Below are 14,081 nucleotides of genomic sequence, written 5' to 3' on the forward strand. Positions count from 1 at the left end.
GAAGGTATGAAAGAAGACAAGGAGAGCTGGCGTTCCTTCTTTGTATGGCTGAAAGAACGAGGCTTAACTGGAGTCCGCCTAATCATCGGAGATAAAAATCTCGGAATGCTTGAAACCATACCAGAAGTATTTCCAGATGCCCGTTATCAACGCTGTACCGTCCATTTTTACCGGAACATTTTCTCTGTTACTCCACGTAACAAGATGAAGGCTGTAGCCATGATGTTAAAGGCCATTCATGCCCAGGAGAGCAAGGAAGCAGCACGTGAGAAGGCACGACAGGTTGCTGAAAAGCTGAAGGAAATGAAGCTTAGTTCTGCTGCCAAAAAGCTACAGGATGGCATTGAAGAAACTCTAACCTACATGGACTTTCCAACACAGCACTGGACCAGAATCCGGACCAATAATACCATTGAACGGTTAAACCGTGAGATTAAACGCCGCACTAAAGCAATCGGCGCTTTTCCTGACGGTCAAAGTGCCCTGATGCTCGTATGTGCCAGACTGCGTCATGTAGCCGGAACCCAATGGGGAACCAGGCGCTACATGAATATGGAACATCTTTCTAAACTAGAGGATGACCTGCTGTCTGATATCATAGCTGGTTAACTGACAGCTGCTGAACGGCAGAAATTAAATTTGCGAAAAACTATTGACACTATCCTGGATTAACATCATTCGACAGTGCCAGGACAGACCGACAGGCACTACGGCAAAGCAGTGGCTTGCCGAAAACGACATTTCTGAAAAATCTTACTATTACTGGCTCCGAAAGATCCGCCGGGAAGTCTGTGAACAGGAGGGACTCCAGGAAGTTACCAACCCGTCTGACCTCTCTTTTGTAGAAATCCCGGTAAAAACTGCTCTGGACATAGCACCAGTGCCAACCGTCCCTGCAGCAATGACTCCGGTTGCTGGGAAATAACATTGGGGTCAGGCACTCGAAAGAAAGTACGTGTACTTAAGATTGCTAAGCCTTAAGATTTCTCGATAATCTACCATAATTATCGAACCTCCTATATGAGTAGTCACACAAATGGTGTGCCAATCTCATTATAGGATAGATTTAGATGAATGGTTCACCTTCCGTGAAGGTGGCTTTGTTAAACCGTTAAAGTGGCTCTGAATTTCCGTGCAGATGGTTCTGGAGGAGGTTCTTCCGCAATTGTCCGTCTTATCCGTTTAGCAATATAAGCTTAGCGGTTAATAACTCCTTGCCACAACGGCCATACATGGTACGTTTTATCATTTTCAATTTGCTGTTTGTACCCTCGACAAAACCATTCGATAGAGGGCTGGCTACAGCATTTTCTACGGCAGATAAATCTTTTTCCAGTCCGGATGCAAAACGGGAAAGTTCTTTCAAATCGCTGTTTTTGTATTTTTCAATAAAAAGATATAAGTACGGCATGTTTTCCTTTTGAAATATCTCCCGAAATTCCTGAATGCAGGACTTCAGCGTCCTAAGCTGCGGATAGGTATCCATCAGATATGATTTATGACGATCCGTTATCTCGTGGTTTATCCATAAGAAACGGAAGATGCCGTTTCTTGATATGTGGTCATATTTCTGAAGTTTTTTCTTCTTCTGAATAGCGTCCGTTGAAGAACTCCTGTAGACCGCTATATCAATATGAAAACGCTCTATAATCTTATTCATATAATCATAAGCTGCTGTCTGGCCGCCTTTGTAACCTTTTTGAATGAGACTTTGGAAAACATCTTTTCTGCTTACTCCAGAAGATAACTCTTTGATGATATAATCATAAAAGTGATCCATTCCGCTATAAAAGTTTTTGCGGCATAAAGAATCATAGTCTCCTTCAAGATATTTTGTTACTGTATTTCTGCTACAATGAAGTATTTTAGCTATCGCGTGTTTGCTGTATCCGGCTTTTGAGTATTCATGGATTGCATGATACAACTGTACACTTTTTTCGTTGTAATTCAGAAGTTTACCCACATCACAATGCATTTTTTTTACAAGGCTCCCCGGCAGCTGTAGCAGTTTCACTTGTTCCATAATCTATAGGAATCCGGACATCTACAGGAATCACAGAATTTACTGTGCTCTTAACAGCTTCCAGAAGATTTTGATGGAGATGGAATCGATCCGCTATCTGCATGGCATCCGGCAGTAATTCCTGGATAGCAGACGAATATGCACCTGCCCTGTCCCGTGTGACGGTTTTAACGTGTTTATTATTTTTAAGCCACTCCTTAAGTGTAATTCCATCACGTCCATCAAGAATTGCAACCGGTTTATGGGTGGCTTCATCGACAATGATTGTTCCATAAGTATGACGCTTTTTAAATGCAAAATCATCAACACCAATGGCACTTCCACATTTTGCGACTGGGTGTAGACGATAACGTTTGGCTAAAAGACGAATCACGCTGTCTCCGCTGATTTGAAGTTTCATTGCACGACAGATACGAGCACATCCTTCACAACTGGTTTCCATAGCCAGCATACAAACAAAGTCTGCACATCGTTCTGTCATACGTCCATAATAGCTGAGAAATCCGTCAAAATCTTCAACAAATGTAACTTTTGAACATGATCTATTATTACAGACATACTCGTGAGTTGTTATATGAAGTCGTGCAGTTTTTCCCAGTATCGGTAGATCCTGAACTTTACGTAAATACGTCCCGTGATAAGTTTCGGTTTCCTGACCACACTCTGGACATTTGCAAGAATGTGTCTTAGATTGCATTTTAATATGAATAGAACTGTCATCATAGTCAACAGAAGTAATTGACAGCAACTCACTTGGGAAAAACATATTCAACTTCAATGAATCATTCATTATCATTTACCGCCTTTAATTGATACCAATATTTTATCACAGAAATAAACCCATTGGAAGCCAAAAACGGACAATTGCGGAAGAACCCTGGAGGACCGGAATATACAGTCATCACCAGATAGCTTATAATGATAGAAAATAGATTTTTACTCCACATTCATTGATAGTGGATGGAAATTCTTATTTGCAGGAGGTTTCATTATGAGCGGTAAACGTGCCCCATAGATAACTTGAAATAATTTTGAAAAATGAATTTATGTAAGTGAGAGGAGATTATAGTGTGGATATATTATTAATGATGTGGCTTGTTATAGATATGGTACTTTTAATGATATTGCCATTTAGGAAAAATGTGACGAAATATGAAAATGTGATGCGTAGACGGACGATAGAAAACGTAAAAAGTTTGAGTGTGATGGATGTGCTGATAAAAATATTTTTGTTGTTTTTGGTGGGGTTAATTATACATTTTTTTATACATATTATCTCAGATATAGTAATTCAAAAGGTTTTCGAGTGGTATAGAGGGATATTTATTGTTGCGTTATTTCCAATACTTTTTCCCTGGATTAAAGAAAAGAATTTTAATATCAAATCAATATGGAATGGATGCTTGATTGCATTGACGAGTCTTTTAAGTCTAGCATGCTATCTTATAGATATGGAAGATATAAAAGTTATATCAGATTATAGGGAGATATGGGATATATTGCTGACAATGCAGGTAATAACCTTTATTGCTGCAATGCTTGAGATACGAAAAGAAAGTAAAAAAAATTATTCCAAAAAGATATCCAAGAAGGGGATCAGAAAAGACTTGTATTATCGAACACCTAGGCTAATATTAGATGTATCAAACGTTGAATTGATTAGGTGTTGCGAAAAATACTTTGATGAATATACTTGTAGATATAGGAAAATCAAAGAATTGCATACAATAGAATATGTAAATTTGGCAGGAGTACATAAAGAATTATGGTATAAAAAAGCAGCTTGTTTTATGAAAACATTTGGTGTATTAAGCATAGGGGGGATAATATTTAGTATATATTTCGAAGAATTATATAAGATTCAATTGGTAATGGGACTTATAATTATATTTGGAGTTTTGATTATTATATATAAACATATAGATATGAAGTGCTTATATAGAATAGGAATTAAATATTTCTATGATGAATGGGGATATTATTTAACTTACATATGTAGAGATAAATGTAGAGATAAATTTGTCGGAACTTCCCAAGTGCTCGAAAGTTCGAAATTTCATAAATATATTCATTCATTTCTTGATATCGTGGCTTTATGCAGAGCGGTAACAGTTAGTGATAAAATAAATGGAGAGAAAAAAATATGCATTATTACGAGTAATTTAAGTGAGTTATTTGCAAATTATTCAGATTATAATGAGAATCAAAACTGGGTTATGGTAATACCGTTATGGATAGCTGCTTTGTTTGAATTTAATGTTACTGGAAAAATTAGTGAGGATGCAAAAGTTATTTTGATGAAGTCTGTTAATGAAAATGTAAGAGCGCATATAAGTATTTTTTTACAAAGTTTTTGGGCAGATATAGAGAGAAAAGAACTTAAAGATGGTATTTCGAAATATATACAGTTGTTTGAAGAGGAACTATATAGTGAACCAGTGTAAGCGCTTAGTTGTTCTAACGTTTACGAAGTCTGCAAGCTACCGCTTGCATCAAAACAATAGTTGAGATAGTGTCAGGTTTAAGCAGCGAGCATTGGGGTCAGGCACGCGAAAGAAGCTATATCATACTTCTGGAAGTTTTGCCCTAAAATAATGTAATGTACCTAATAGTTATTGAAATGCTAACCCAGGCCTATCCACTTGCAAAGCCGAGAATATATGTGAAAATCTATGGATAGTTGATGAACAATCTGTTCCGTAAAGAGCTGGATGTGGGAAAGCCGTATGTCCGGATTCTGTGAGTGGCATACTCGGTAATTGGAGAATAAAAAGGATTGAAAAAGAATATAATTATGGTATAATTATCCCATAAATAAGGAGGTGCCAATTATGCCACAGATAATTCCGATTAAAGATTTGAAAAATACAGCAGAGATTTCTGATATGTGTCACAAAATGGAAGAGCCAATTTTCGTTACAAAGAATGGTTATGGGGATATGGTTATTATGAGTATGGAGATTTATGAAGCAACGATGAGACAGCTTACCATGTATAAGGATATTGAAATATCTGAAAAGCAGGTGGAGAATGGACAGGTGCGAGATGCAAGGGTAGCGCTCAGAGAGACGAGGGCAAAATATGGCTTATAGTTTGAATATTACAGAACATGCCAATGAGCTGCTTGATAATTTGGCGTATCATTTGATTTACCGCTTGAAGAATAAGCAGGCAGCCGGGCATTTATTGAATGGGATAGATGATATTTACGATAGACTAGAAGATAATCCTTTTCAATTTCCCAAATGTAGAGATGCGCATCTGGCGAAGAAGAATTACAGAGAAGCAATCGTTTCGGGTATGAGCCATATTGTGGTTTTTAATGTGAATGGAAATGTAGTCAATGTACTTGGAATTTTTCACCAGTTAGAAAACTATCAGAGTAAGATGTAATAGCATTGGGGTCAAAAACTCGAAATAAAATGTTTACATCCGGAACAAAATCTGTTTGATGAATATGCATCTAAAAATGGTTTGACAGTGTTGAATAGTGATGAGTGGCTTCAAAAAATAGAAGATACAAAATAGGTGAAACATATTCAGACGTTTGTTGAGGACGACTTCCAGAATAAGTAAAAACATAGTCTAAGACAGGAAAACGTGCAGGCAAGGTCCCTGATTGATGCTGTTTTGTGTGGTCGGATAAGGGAATTATGGCAGGAGGACTTACGCTACCACAGTGGGGTCAGGCATGCGAAAGAAAGTATAAAATATTCATGAATCAGTGCAAGCATGACAAATATTCTATACGAAGGAATTTTGCTCAGATCTTGTACTACATTAAAAGCTGTAAAATTCAACGTTGAATTTTACAGCTCTTTGCGTATAATAAGCATAATACAAAATGAAAGAAGGAGCTGAAAGAATATGGCAAATATTTTACCGGTATCTGATTTGAGAAATTATAATGAAGTCCTGAAAAATTGTCAGAAAGGTGAACCTGTGTATCTGACCAAGAATGGCAGGGGGCGTTTTGTAGTTATGGATATTGAAGATTATGAGCGTGAGCGTGCAGAGAAAAAACTTTTGCTGAAGCTGCAAGAAGCCGAGGAAGCAGTGAAAGATGGTGAGGGTTGGCTGGATTTGGATGAATTGAAAGCACTTGTGGGAGAATAAGATGTTAAAATTGAGGATTAATCCGATTGTAGCGAAAGATCTGAAGGATATCCGGGATTATATTGCCGAAGATAATGAAGAATGTGCAGCAAAGACTATAAAAGAAATATGTGGTAAATTCGAAAATCTTCAGATGTTCCTTGGTATAGGTGCTGATCTTTCCAGAAGGGTCGGTTTTCGGACAGATTACAAATATGCAATATGGGAAGATTATGTAATTATTTACAAAGCAGGGAACGAGTATGTCGAGATTTATCGAGTAATTAACCGGTATCAGGATAGTACAAGAATTTTTGAGTAATTTGATGTGATGCTGACGATGTAAAGGCTTACGTTCATAAGAACTAAAAACAGGATACATGCCAGAAAAGCTGGTTTATAGTCAGAAAGCGAAAGAACTGGTAAAAGAGTTCATAGCAAGGTTGGAAGAAATTCCGGATGGATGTGCGGAGATGTTTCCGTTTGATATGATTGACAGGTTGAAGAAAGAGTATTTGGAATTTTAAGAAAAATGGTATAACGGCAGCAAAGACAGAGGTATGTTAGGGGTAAAAAAAATATGGATATATCAAAGAAAGACTGGAAATTATTCTGTGAGCGTGTTCCTGGATGGCAGGAACATTATATGGAACAGCTTGGAAAAGAATATGTGGAGTTGCTGACTTCTCCGGGAAATGCATCGGATCACTTTTGGGAGTTAGAGAAGAGAATAAAGCGGGATAAGAAGCATCCTGGTGTGTTGATTGAACTTCGGAAATCAACAGCGATTTGGGATATTGTGTATTTTGTCCGGGATAAAGTAATTACAATGGATGATCTTGAAGGATTCAGTCAGGATTTAATTGATGCGGTAAGGCTTATTTTGACCAGATAAGTTTGAAAATCAGAGATGTTGTGTATAGATAATAAAAAGATGGATAATATTTTAGAAACGAAAAAAACAAAAAAGGTCGATTATCCACAGAACATATTAAAAGCACTGAAGCTGGATATAAAGAATCCAACGGAAGATCAGAAAGCTGGACTAAATCATATCAGGAAGTAAAGTCCATGCAGAAGTTGATTGCACAGTATGTAGAAGCGGTAAAAAAGATTTATGGCTCACATGTACGACAGATCATCCTTTATGGATCATATGCAAGAGGAGATTTTCGGTGGATATTATGATTTTAGTAGATATGTCAGAGCTGGAATTAAAGGCATACGAACAACAGTTATCCTACATGACGTATGATTTTAATATGGATCATGATTTGGATATCAAGCCTATTGCGAAAAGCGAAGCGCATTTTAATAAGTGGGTAGGGAATTACTCATTTTATTCCAATATTCACAAAGAAGGAGTAGTTTTGTATGGAGCAGCCTAATCAGGAAATTGGTACAAAGTGAGAGTTGGTTCAATATCGTCTGGAAACCGCAAGAAATGATTTTTATATAGCCAGTAAAGAAGAATCAGAACAGCAAATTTCTGTTGCGGCTGAATTTATAGATTTGGCAGAAAAGTATTGCATGGAACAGTTACAGGAAAGGAAAATGACCGAATGATTTTTATATGTTATCCCAAGTGTTCCACCTGCCAGAAAGCCCGAAAGTGGCTGGAGGAGCATGGAATAAAATACACGGAACGTCATATTGTGGAACAGAATCCGTCCTATGAAGAATTGAAGGTATGGTACGGTAAGAGCGGATTCCCGTTGAAAAAGTTCTTCAATACCAGCGGTCTTTTGTACAAGGAAATGCAGCTGAAGGAGAAGCTTCCCGCGATGAGCGAAGAAGAGCAGTTAAAGTTGCTCGCCACAAATGGCATGTTGGTGAAACGCCCGCTGCTTGTGAATGATGAAATGGTACTTGTGGGATTCAAAGCTGCGGAGTGGGCGGAAAAACTGAATATCTGAGAAAACTTAAACCTACCAAAACTAGGCAGTCAAAAAAGTTCAGTACTCAACTTTTTTGACTGCCTATAATCAGGAGGTGACGTTATGGTTGCATAGACCAGCCTGATACTGGATTCAACAGCGGGCGGAACAGCTCAGGGAAGGCCAGATCCGTCAGTCACTACAGTTTCGGAAAAGGTTTTCAGAAATCCCTGAATGTTTCGACTTCTTTTTACACACCTTTTATGATAAGATAAAAACGTGAAAGGAAGTGGAACAATGGCTACAGGATGTGCATTTTTGAGTAATAAGGACAAGTTTACAATATTTCGCTATGGAAAATATATAATAAGATTTAGAGCACCCTATTCGCTGGAACGGTATACGGATATCAAAGAATGGGATGATGGGTATCTTGTGGTTATGGCAAAATATAGTCACAGAGAAGAGAGCGAAGAGGATTATATAGATTTAGTCCCGATATTGGAAAATCTGTATATTCAGCCGGAAGAGTTCTTGAAGTCAATTAAGGAGGTTAGAATTGAAAATGCCTGATATTTTTAAAATTGCTGATGAGGCAGAATTGATTGTCAACGGATATGCATTTACAAAGTGCCGGGAGGGTTTTCGAATTCTGAATCTGAACAGACCAGATAAAGCGCTTGTGATATCGACAGAAGGGGATACATTGGAAACGACAATGGACGACATTGAAATTCGGATCGTGAAGGATTATTACGATAAAAATAAGCGCTTTATGGAGGAGTGATAATGCCGAAATACTATGAATTTAAGATTGCTGGCTATTATCTGTATTTTACTTCTTTCTGTGTGATCGAGTGTATGCATGTTCATGCCAGTGACAGAAAGTTGACAGAAGCAGGGTCAGCTAAATTTTTTGTAAAGGAAAACGGAGATACGGAACTTCAGAACAGAGGAATTCTGAATGATAGAGAAATTGCTAAGATACAGGCTTTTATAAAAGAAAATTATAAAGAAATGTATATGAAATGGTCTGAGTATAGTGAAAACGGGTATTACGGACAGGAGAATAAGTAATAATAAGTGGGTAGATTTACAAGGAAGGAGTAGTTTTGCATGGAACATCATGATTTAGACACTTATCCTATCCCAAAAGAAAAAATGCCAATGTATATCAATGAACCGTGGTTGCTCGAAAAGACGGCGGTATGTTAGGTGTAAAAGAAAATATGGATATATCAAAGAAGGGCTGGAAATGGATGATCTTGACTGAATAGAGGATAAGGAGCAATACATGGACGGATATAAACCACCTTTTACAATTACAAACAGTATATTATCTCATGTAGCGTCTGTATCTGAAAAAGTCGGACGTATTACTGTAATGAGTAATATGGAAAACAAACCTCATCTAAGGAAAAATAACCGGATCAAATCCATCCATTCGTCTTTAAAGATCGAGGCAAATTCTCTTTCATTAGGCCAGGTGCGTGATGTCATTAACGGGAAATTAGTTCTTGGAGAGGCAAAAGAAATACAAGAAGTAAAGAATGCGTATAATGCCTATGAAAAAATAGCTGAAATAAATCCTTACAGCGTAGAAGAATTAAAGAAATTTCATGGTATTATGACAAAATACATCGTAGAGGAATCTGGTGATTTTCGCAGTGGTGAAGAAGGTGTATTTAATGGTGAAGAGTGTATATTCATGGCTCCGCCGGCACGCTTTGTTCCACAATTGATGAATGAATTATTTGACTGGATGAAGGAAGTAAAAGACCAGATGCATCCGCTGATTTTGAGCAGCGTATTTCATTATGAATTCGTATTTATTCATCCCTTTACAGATGGTAATGGCAGGATGGCAAGGTTGTGGCATACAGCTATTTTGGCTAAATGGAATCCTATTTTTGAATATATTCCGATAGAAAGCCAAATTGAAAAATTCCAGGATGATTATTATGGTGCGATTGCAAAATGCCATGTAGGGGGAGAATCTACGGTATTTATTGAATTTATGCTGACTCAAATAGATAATATTTTAGCGGAACTTTTGAATCAGATGACAAATAGAGCCGCTGATGACGCTATTTTTGACGCTGATGGCGCTAATCATGGCGCTGATAATATGGAAAGTAGGTTGTTATCAGGTCTGAAACAGAACCCGTATATTACACAGACAGATTTAGCTAAAGAATTATCGTTATCGAGGAGAACTGTCCAGAGAATCATGAAAGACCTGATGAATGATGGCAAGATAAAGAGAGTTGGTTCGACCAGAACAGGTCATTGGGAAATAAATGATTGATGTAAAGGCATAGCCTGCAAAAACTATGCCTTTGCATTTTCCGGCAGCAACATCCGGTCATTAACACATTTGGGTCAGACCCGTGCGTATCGGATGAAGTATTGTATATCGTCACAGAAAAGACGATACGGAAGTCTGAACAGAAATAGAAAGTTAGAAAAGGTCGGCTCACATTTCAAGTCGGCCTTTTTGTTATCTTATTCATTTGAATAGTAATTTGCCCGAAATTTATACTTATCGCCTCGCACAATTGTTTTATGGATGGCAATTAATTGCTGATTCTCATAACAAAAGCGTTCCAGAAACATACAGGGTTCCTGGGAGGACATCTGCAGAAGCTGGCGTTCTCGTGGAGTAGGCATGACAGGGGATAATAGCTCATTGGCATCGTCTATTTTCATAGAATAATACAGTTCCAAATAGGCATAGAGGGACTGGGTTTTCAAATATTCCAGATCAAGACGGAAAAAACGGTTTACAGGAAGATAAGTGGTTTCAATCATCAGAGGATATCCATTGGCCAGGCGGAGACGGATCAATTTATGCCATTCCATATGGGTGTCATCAGATGGTAGAACAGCATCCAGATATTTGTCATTTTGAAGCTGTTCATAGTGCAGAAGTTGATTGGTGATCTCGATATGACGTGCTTTCAGAGAACCAGCAAAAGAGTGAAATTTAGATAAGGGCTGTTCATAAACCTGCGGTTTTACATAATTTCCGCTGCCCTGTCGGGTTTCTATAAAATGATTTTTGCGAAGTTCTTCCAAAGCGCGACGGATAGTTGCGCGACTTACATGATAGAGAGAACACAGAGCACGTTCAGAAGGTAAAACAGTTTTTTCGGAATAATATCCGGTATCTATTTTTTTGAGCAAATCATCATAAATTTCCTGGTAAAGCGGTGTCGAATTATCCATATTTCTCCCTTCCTTTGTTAAAAATGTTGCTTTCAGTATAACTTTGAAAGGATGTTTGGTCAATCAGAAAATTGTGAAAAACATATAAAAAATAGTTTTTGTATGTGAAAAATATAAACCATTTCACTAATTGGTACGATACCGATTACCATACCAATTATAGATTGGGCTAAAAAGAGCAGAAGGTATTGCAAAGAAAAAGAGACTGGTTAATAATGAAGATAGCAAAGGCGCCGAAGCAGGAAAGAAAGGAGGAAAAAATTTGAAGTATCAGGAATATTATCAGATCGTAATGCAGCAGTTAGAACGTGAATTTGAGGAAGAAGGAGAGAATATCCAGAAAGCTGCGGAATATTGCGCCGCTTCGGTGATGGCTGATCGGGTTATTCATGTTTTTGGATGCGGTCATTCTCAGATGTTTGCAATGGAGGTGTTTTATCGGGCAGGAGGACTGGTACCGGTGAATGCTCTATTGATACCTCATTTAGCACTATTCCCAAAAGCAAAACTCAGCACTATGCAGGAGCGGGTAGAGGGCTTTTCGAAAGGGTATTTGGATCTGGAGGACACGGATGAAAAGGATACAATGATCATCGTCTCTGTATCGGGACGCAATGCAGGAGTGGTGGATATGGCTCTTGCTGCGAAAGAAAAGGGAATGAAAGTGGTGGCTTTGGTATCTTCGGCATTTGCTGATGCGACGGTATCCCGTCATTCCAGTGGAAAAAATCTGAAGGAAGTTGCGGATGTAGTAATTGATCTGAAATGTGTGGCAGGAGACGCAGTATTAAGCGATGAAAAAATGGATGCGAAATTCTGTGGGACTTCTACCGTTTTAGGCATGACAGTTATGGAAGCAATCGTAGCGCAGACAATTGATAATTGTATTAAAAAGGAATATCTGCCTCCGGTTTATGTAAGTTCTAATCTGGATAAAGGCGATGCAATTAATGCGGAATACATAAAGCAGTATTCAAAAAAAATATCTTGCCTGTAGGCAGCAGAGACAGAAAGGGAGGAAAACGAATGAAGATTGTATGTGTTTGTGGAATGGGGATGGGCACAAGCCTGATTATGAAAATGACCATAGACAATGCGGCAAGAGAACTGGGATTAGACGCGGAAGTAGAACACTGGGATGTAGGAACAGTGGGAAGCAAGGACGTAGATTTAATTGTCGCCTCTCAGGATTTCGCTGACAACCTTTCTGAGTATAAAAATGTTATTTTTTTAAAGAATATTATGAACAAGGCAGAAGTAAAAGAAAAACTGGAGAAATATATAAAAGAAAAGGGGGAGTAGAGAATGGCAGTATTGAATTTCTTCCTGGAATTACTGCAGACGCCGGCTATTGTTCTTGCATTTGTATCGCTGGTTGGTCTGGTGGCCCAGAAGCGTGGTTTTTCATTTGTTCTTAGTGGAACAGTAAAAACAGCGCTTGGGTATCTGGTTTTATCGGCGGGATCAAGTTTGATTGTTACAGAGATTCTTCCGTTTGTAGGACTTTTTCAGACAGTTTTCGGTTTGGACGGATTTGCGACGGGCTCGGAAGTAATTGTGGGTGCCATGTCGGAGGCAGTTCCAGTAATCGCCTCTACGTCCGCAGTAATTATGGCAGGCGGCTTTCTGGTAAATATTTTGTTGGCGAGAGTAACTCCGCTCAAATATATTTTCCTGACTGGACATATGATGTGGATCAGCTCAATTGCGGTAGCTTACAGTTTATATAGTGCTGGGCTGAGTAGTGGTCTGATTATCGGTATCGGAATTGTATTGCAGGGACTGTTTTTGACGCTTCTTCCGGCTATCTCACAGCCGTTTGTACGGGCAGTGACAGGGAACGATGATTTTGCAATCGGACATTTGACAACATTGGGAACGGTATCGGCAGGTTTTATTGGCGGTTTACTTGGCGACAAGAGTAAGAGTGCAGAAGACGTAAAACTTCCGAAGAAACTTTCTTTCTTTAAGGATACTGCAATGTCCATATCGATTGTTATGGTTCTGTTTTATCTGATTGTTGTGCTGGCAGCAGGACCGGAACAGGTGGCGGTCTATGGTGGGACGACAAATTACATTGTATATGGCATGCTAAAGGGACTGGGTGTAACGGCAGGAATTTTGGTATTGCTTCAGGGCGTCCGAATGCTTCTGGGAGAGCTGGTTCCTGCATTTAAAGGAATTGCGGATAAACTGGTTCCCAATGCCATTCCGGCTCTGGATGTTCCTGTGCTTTTCAGCTACGCACCCAATTCCCTGATGCTTGGTTTTGTATTTGCTGTGGTAGGTATGCTTGTAGCAATGTTGGCCAGTTCTGTAGCATTTGGCGTAGTCCCGCTGGTATCAATTATCGGAGCATTTTTTACAGGCGGCGTAGCCGGTATTTTTGGAAATGCGAGAGGTGGCCGTAGAGGCGCTATGATATCCGGGTTTGTATACGGATTTGAGCTTATTTTCCTCTCCGGATTTACGTACAAGTTATTTGATCATTTTGCAGCAGTGGGAGCGGAAGGAACCGGGCATGATTGTATTGATGCCATGGTGTTAATGCTGGGAATGAAGAATGTATGGATTGGAATTATACTGATAGTAACAGTATTTGTGTTCCTGTCTGTAATGCAGATGAAATATAAAAAGAATAATTCCTGAAAATTGATTATGATGTAACCGGTTGAAGAACCTTTTCCAGACCTTAAAAGCCTGGGGAAGGTTCTTTGACATGGAATACTGGTGAAATGGTATTTGCTGGATTCATAGCTACAGAGAGGGCGGAAAATTAAATTTATTGCTGATACTACGTATTTTAGATGTGTTTCATCGGCTTTTAAATCTTCCATTAAACTGTACAAACATATACA

The 14,081-nt window shown here is 38.6% G+C and carries 19 protein-coding genes and 1 pseudogene; 17 read left to right on the forward strand and 3 right to left on the reverse strand.

All coding sequences use genetic code 11. The features are described 5' to 3' along the window. A partial coding sequence (locus ACESZP_RS07400) for an IS256 family transposase (RefSeq protein ID WP_499708567.1) occupies positions 1 to 609 on the forward strand: 609 nt, incomplete at its 5' end. 565 nt (positions 610 to 1,174) lie between these two features. Here ACESZP_RS07400 and ACESZP_RS07405 read toward each other — a convergent pair. Together ACESZP_RS07405 and ACESZP_RS07410 are read right to left on the reverse strand one after the other, a co-directional pair. Next, a complete protein-coding gene (locus ACESZP_RS07405; protein WP_499708569.1) occupies positions 1,175 to 2,023 on the reverse strand; it encodes a transposase in 849 nt (282 codons plus the stop codon). Beyond that, positions 1,965 to 2,813, reverse strand: coding sequence for a transposase (locus ACESZP_RS07410; protein WP_178039395.1), 849 nt, complete (start codon positions 2,811 to 2,813; stop codon positions 1,965 to 1,967). The genes ACESZP_RS07405 and ACESZP_RS07410 overlap by 59 nt, the downstream gene beginning before the upstream one ends. Positions 2,814 to 3,093: 280 nt before the next feature. Between ACESZP_RS07410 and ACESZP_RS07415 the strand changes: the two genes are divergently transcribed. From ACESZP_RS07415 to ACESZP_RS07475, 13 genes and pseudogenes are all read left to right on the forward strand, one after another. Beyond that, a complete protein-coding gene (locus tag ACESZP_RS07415) occupies positions 3,094 to 4,467 on the forward strand; it encodes a hypothetical protein (protein ID WP_499708571.1) in 1,374 nt (457 codons plus the stop codon). Between the two features lie 387 nt (positions 4,468 to 4,854). Beyond that, the gene (locus ACESZP_RS07420; RefSeq protein ID WP_178039397.1) at positions 4,855 to 5,115 is read left to right on the forward strand and encodes a type II toxin-antitoxin system Phd/YefM family antitoxin; all 261 of its coding nucleotides are present in this window, start codon (positions 4,855 to 4,857) and stop codon (positions 5,113 to 5,115) included. Beyond that, positions 5,105 to 5,416: a type II toxin-antitoxin system RelE/ParE family toxin gene (locus ACESZP_RS07425; RefSeq protein ID WP_178039398.1), complete on the forward strand. Its 312-nt coding sequence runs from the start codon at positions 5,105 to 5,107 to the stop codon at positions 5,414 to 5,416. Before ACESZP_RS07420 ends, ACESZP_RS07425 begins: the two co-directional genes overlap by 11 nt. 474 nt (positions 5,417 to 5,890) lie before the next feature. After that, on the forward strand, positions 5,891 to 6,139 hold the full coding sequence (locus ACESZP_RS07430) for a type II toxin-antitoxin system prevent-host-death family antitoxin (RefSeq protein WP_178039399.1): 249 nt from the start codon (positions 5,891 to 5,893) through the stop codon (positions 6,137 to 6,139). 1 nt (position 6,140) lies between these two features. Next, positions 6,141 to 6,440, forward strand: coding sequence for a type II toxin-antitoxin system RelE/ParE family toxin (locus tag ACESZP_RS07435; protein ID WP_178039400.1), 300 nt, complete (start codon positions 6,141 to 6,143; stop codon positions 6,438 to 6,440). A gap of 58 nt (positions 6,441 to 6,498) precedes the next feature. Further along, the gene (locus ACESZP_RS07440) at positions 6,499 to 6,645 is read left to right on the forward strand and encodes a hypothetical protein (RefSeq protein ID WP_499708574.1); all 147 of its coding nucleotides are present in this window, start codon (positions 6,499 to 6,501) and stop codon (positions 6,643 to 6,645) included. A gap of 53 nt (positions 6,646 to 6,698) precedes the next feature. Next, positions 6,699 to 7,013: a multidrug transporter gene (locus ACESZP_RS07445; protein WP_178039401.1), complete on the forward strand. Its 315-nt coding sequence runs from the start codon at positions 6,699 to 6,701 to the stop codon at positions 7,011 to 7,013. A 176-nt stretch (positions 7,014 to 7,189) separates the two neighbouring features. Further along, positions 7,190 to 7,506, forward strand: a pseudogene (locus ACESZP_RS07450) (nucleotidyltransferase domain-containing protein). 174 nt (positions 7,507 to 7,680) lie between these two features. Next, entirely contained in the window at positions 7,681 to 8,034 is a 354-nt protein-coding gene (locus tag ACESZP_RS07455) for a Spx/MgsR family RNA polymerase-binding regulatory protein (RefSeq protein ID WP_178039402.1), read from the forward strand. A 258-nt stretch (positions 8,035 to 8,292) separates the two neighbouring features. Further along, entirely contained in the window at positions 8,293 to 8,568 is a 276-nt protein-coding gene (locus ACESZP_RS07460; RefSeq protein ID WP_178039403.1) for a DUF7724 family protein, read from the forward strand. After that, positions 8,561 to 8,782, forward strand: coding sequence for a DUF7723 family protein (locus ACESZP_RS07465; protein WP_178039404.1), 222 nt, complete (start codon positions 8,561 to 8,563; stop codon positions 8,780 to 8,782). The genes ACESZP_RS07460 and ACESZP_RS07465 overlap by 8 nt, the downstream gene beginning before the upstream one ends. Before the next feature lie 2 nt (positions 8,783 to 8,784). Next, positions 8,785 to 9,072 carry a DUF4160 domain-containing protein gene (locus ACESZP_RS07470; protein WP_178039405.1) on the forward strand — a complete coding sequence of 96 codons (288 nt, stop codon included), beginning with the start codon at positions 8,785 to 8,787 and terminating at the stop codon, positions 9,070 to 9,072. Positions 9,073 to 9,289: 217 nt separating this feature from the next. Beyond that, positions 9,290 to 10,303: a Fic family protein gene (locus ACESZP_RS07475; protein ID WP_178039406.1), complete on the forward strand. Its 1,014-nt coding sequence runs from the start codon at positions 9,290 to 9,292 to the stop codon at positions 10,301 to 10,303. A 197-nt stretch (positions 10,304 to 10,500) separates the two neighbouring features. Here the strand turns inward: ACESZP_RS07475 and ACESZP_RS07480 are convergent, their stop codons facing one another. Further along, entirely contained in the window at positions 10,501 to 11,223 is a 723-nt protein-coding gene (locus ACESZP_RS07480; protein WP_178039407.1) for a UTRA domain-containing protein, read from the reverse strand. A gap of 262 nt (positions 11,224 to 11,485) precedes the next feature. On the opposite strand from ACESZP_RS07480, the gene ACESZP_RS07485 reads away from it, so the two are divergent. Genes ACESZP_RS07485 through ulaA form a run of 3 tightly spaced genes read left to right on the forward strand, consistent with a single transcriptional unit; the run spans position 11,486 to position 13,872 of the window. After that, on the forward strand, positions 11,486 to 12,220 hold the full coding sequence (locus tag ACESZP_RS07485) for a sugar isomerase domain-containing protein (protein WP_178039408.1): 735 nt from the start codon (positions 11,486 to 11,488) through the stop codon (positions 12,218 to 12,220). A 29-nt stretch (positions 12,221 to 12,249) separates the two neighbouring features. Next, a complete protein-coding gene (locus ACESZP_RS07490) occupies positions 12,250 to 12,525 on the forward strand; it encodes a PTS sugar transporter subunit IIB (protein WP_178039409.1) in 276 nt (91 codons plus the stop codon). A 3-nt stretch (positions 12,526 to 12,528) separates the two neighbouring features. Next, positions 12,529 to 13,872 carry a PTS ascorbate transporter subunit IIC gene (gene ulaA / locus ACESZP_RS07495; protein WP_499708579.1) on the forward strand — a complete coding sequence of 448 codons (1,344 nt, stop codon included), beginning with the start codon at positions 12,529 to 12,531 and terminating at the stop codon, positions 13,870 to 13,872. The last annotated feature ends 209 nt before the right edge of the window (positions 13,873 to 14,081 follow it).

This window comes from Candidatus Dorea massiliensis AP6 (assembly GCF_964245105.1).
GTDB lineage: Bacteria > Bacillota > Clostridia > Lachnospirales > Lachnospiraceae > Laedolimicola > Laedolimicola intestinihominis.

What these genes read in the sequence shown, in the direction of transcription:
- ACESZP_RS07405 (WP_499708569.1), bottom strand. Translation starts at nt 2,023, where the DNA reads ATGGAACAAGTGAAACTGCTACAGCTGCCGGGGAGCCTTGTAAAAAAA.
- ACESZP_RS07410 (WP_178039395.1), bottom strand. Translation starts at nt 2,813, where the DNA reads ATGAATGATTCATTGAAGTTGAATATGTTTTTCCCAAGTGAGTTGCTG.
- ACESZP_RS07420 (WP_178039397.1), top strand. Translation starts at nt 4,855, where the DNA reads ATGCCACAGATAATTCCGATTAAAGATTTGAAAAATACAGCAGAGATT.
- ACESZP_RS07425 (WP_178039398.1), top strand. Translation starts at nt 5,105, where the DNA reads ATGGCTTATAGTTTGAATATTACAGAACATGCCAATGAGCTGCTTGAT.
- ACESZP_RS07430 (WP_178039399.1), top strand. Translation starts at nt 5,891, where the DNA reads ATGGCAAATATTTTACCGGTATCTGATTTGAGAAATTATAATGAAGTC.
- ACESZP_RS07435 (WP_178039400.1), top strand. Translation starts at nt 6,141, where the DNA reads ATGTTAAAATTGAGGATTAATCCGATTGTAGCGAAAGATCTGAAGGAT.
- ACESZP_RS07440 (WP_499708574.1), top strand. Translation starts at nt 6,499, where the DNA reads ATGCCAGAAAAGCTGGTTTATAGTCAGAAAGCGAAAGAACTGGTAAAA.
- ACESZP_RS07445 (WP_178039401.1), top strand. Translation starts at nt 6,699, where the DNA reads ATGGATATATCAAAGAAAGACTGGAAATTATTCTGTGAGCGTGTTCCT.
- ACESZP_RS07455 (WP_178039402.1), top strand. Translation starts at nt 7,681, where the DNA reads ATGATTTTTATATGTTATCCCAAGTGTTCCACCTGCCAGAAAGCCCGA.
- ACESZP_RS07460 (WP_178039403.1), top strand. Translation starts at nt 8,293, where the DNA reads ATGGCTACAGGATGTGCATTTTTGAGTAATAAGGACAAGTTTACAATA.
- ACESZP_RS07465 (WP_178039404.1), top strand. Translation starts at nt 8,561, where the DNA reads ATGCCTGATATTTTTAAAATTGCTGATGAGGCAGAATTGATTGTCAAC.
- ACESZP_RS07470 (WP_178039405.1), top strand. Translation starts at nt 8,785, where the DNA reads ATGCCGAAATACTATGAATTTAAGATTGCTGGCTATTATCTGTATTTT.
- ACESZP_RS07475 (WP_178039406.1), top strand. Translation starts at nt 9,290, where the DNA reads ATGGACGGATATAAACCACCTTTTACAATTACAAACAGTATATTATCT.
- ACESZP_RS07480 (WP_178039407.1), bottom strand. Translation starts at nt 11,223, where the DNA reads ATGGATAATTCGACACCGCTTTACCAGGAAATTTATGATGATTTGCTC.
- ACESZP_RS07490 (WP_178039409.1), top strand. Translation starts at nt 12,250, where the DNA reads ATGAAGATTGTATGTGTTTGTGGAATGGGGATGGGCACAAGCCTGATT.
- ulaA (WP_499708579.1), top strand. Translation starts at nt 12,529, where the DNA reads ATGGCAGTATTGAATTTCTTCCTGGAATTACTGCAGACGCCGGCTATT.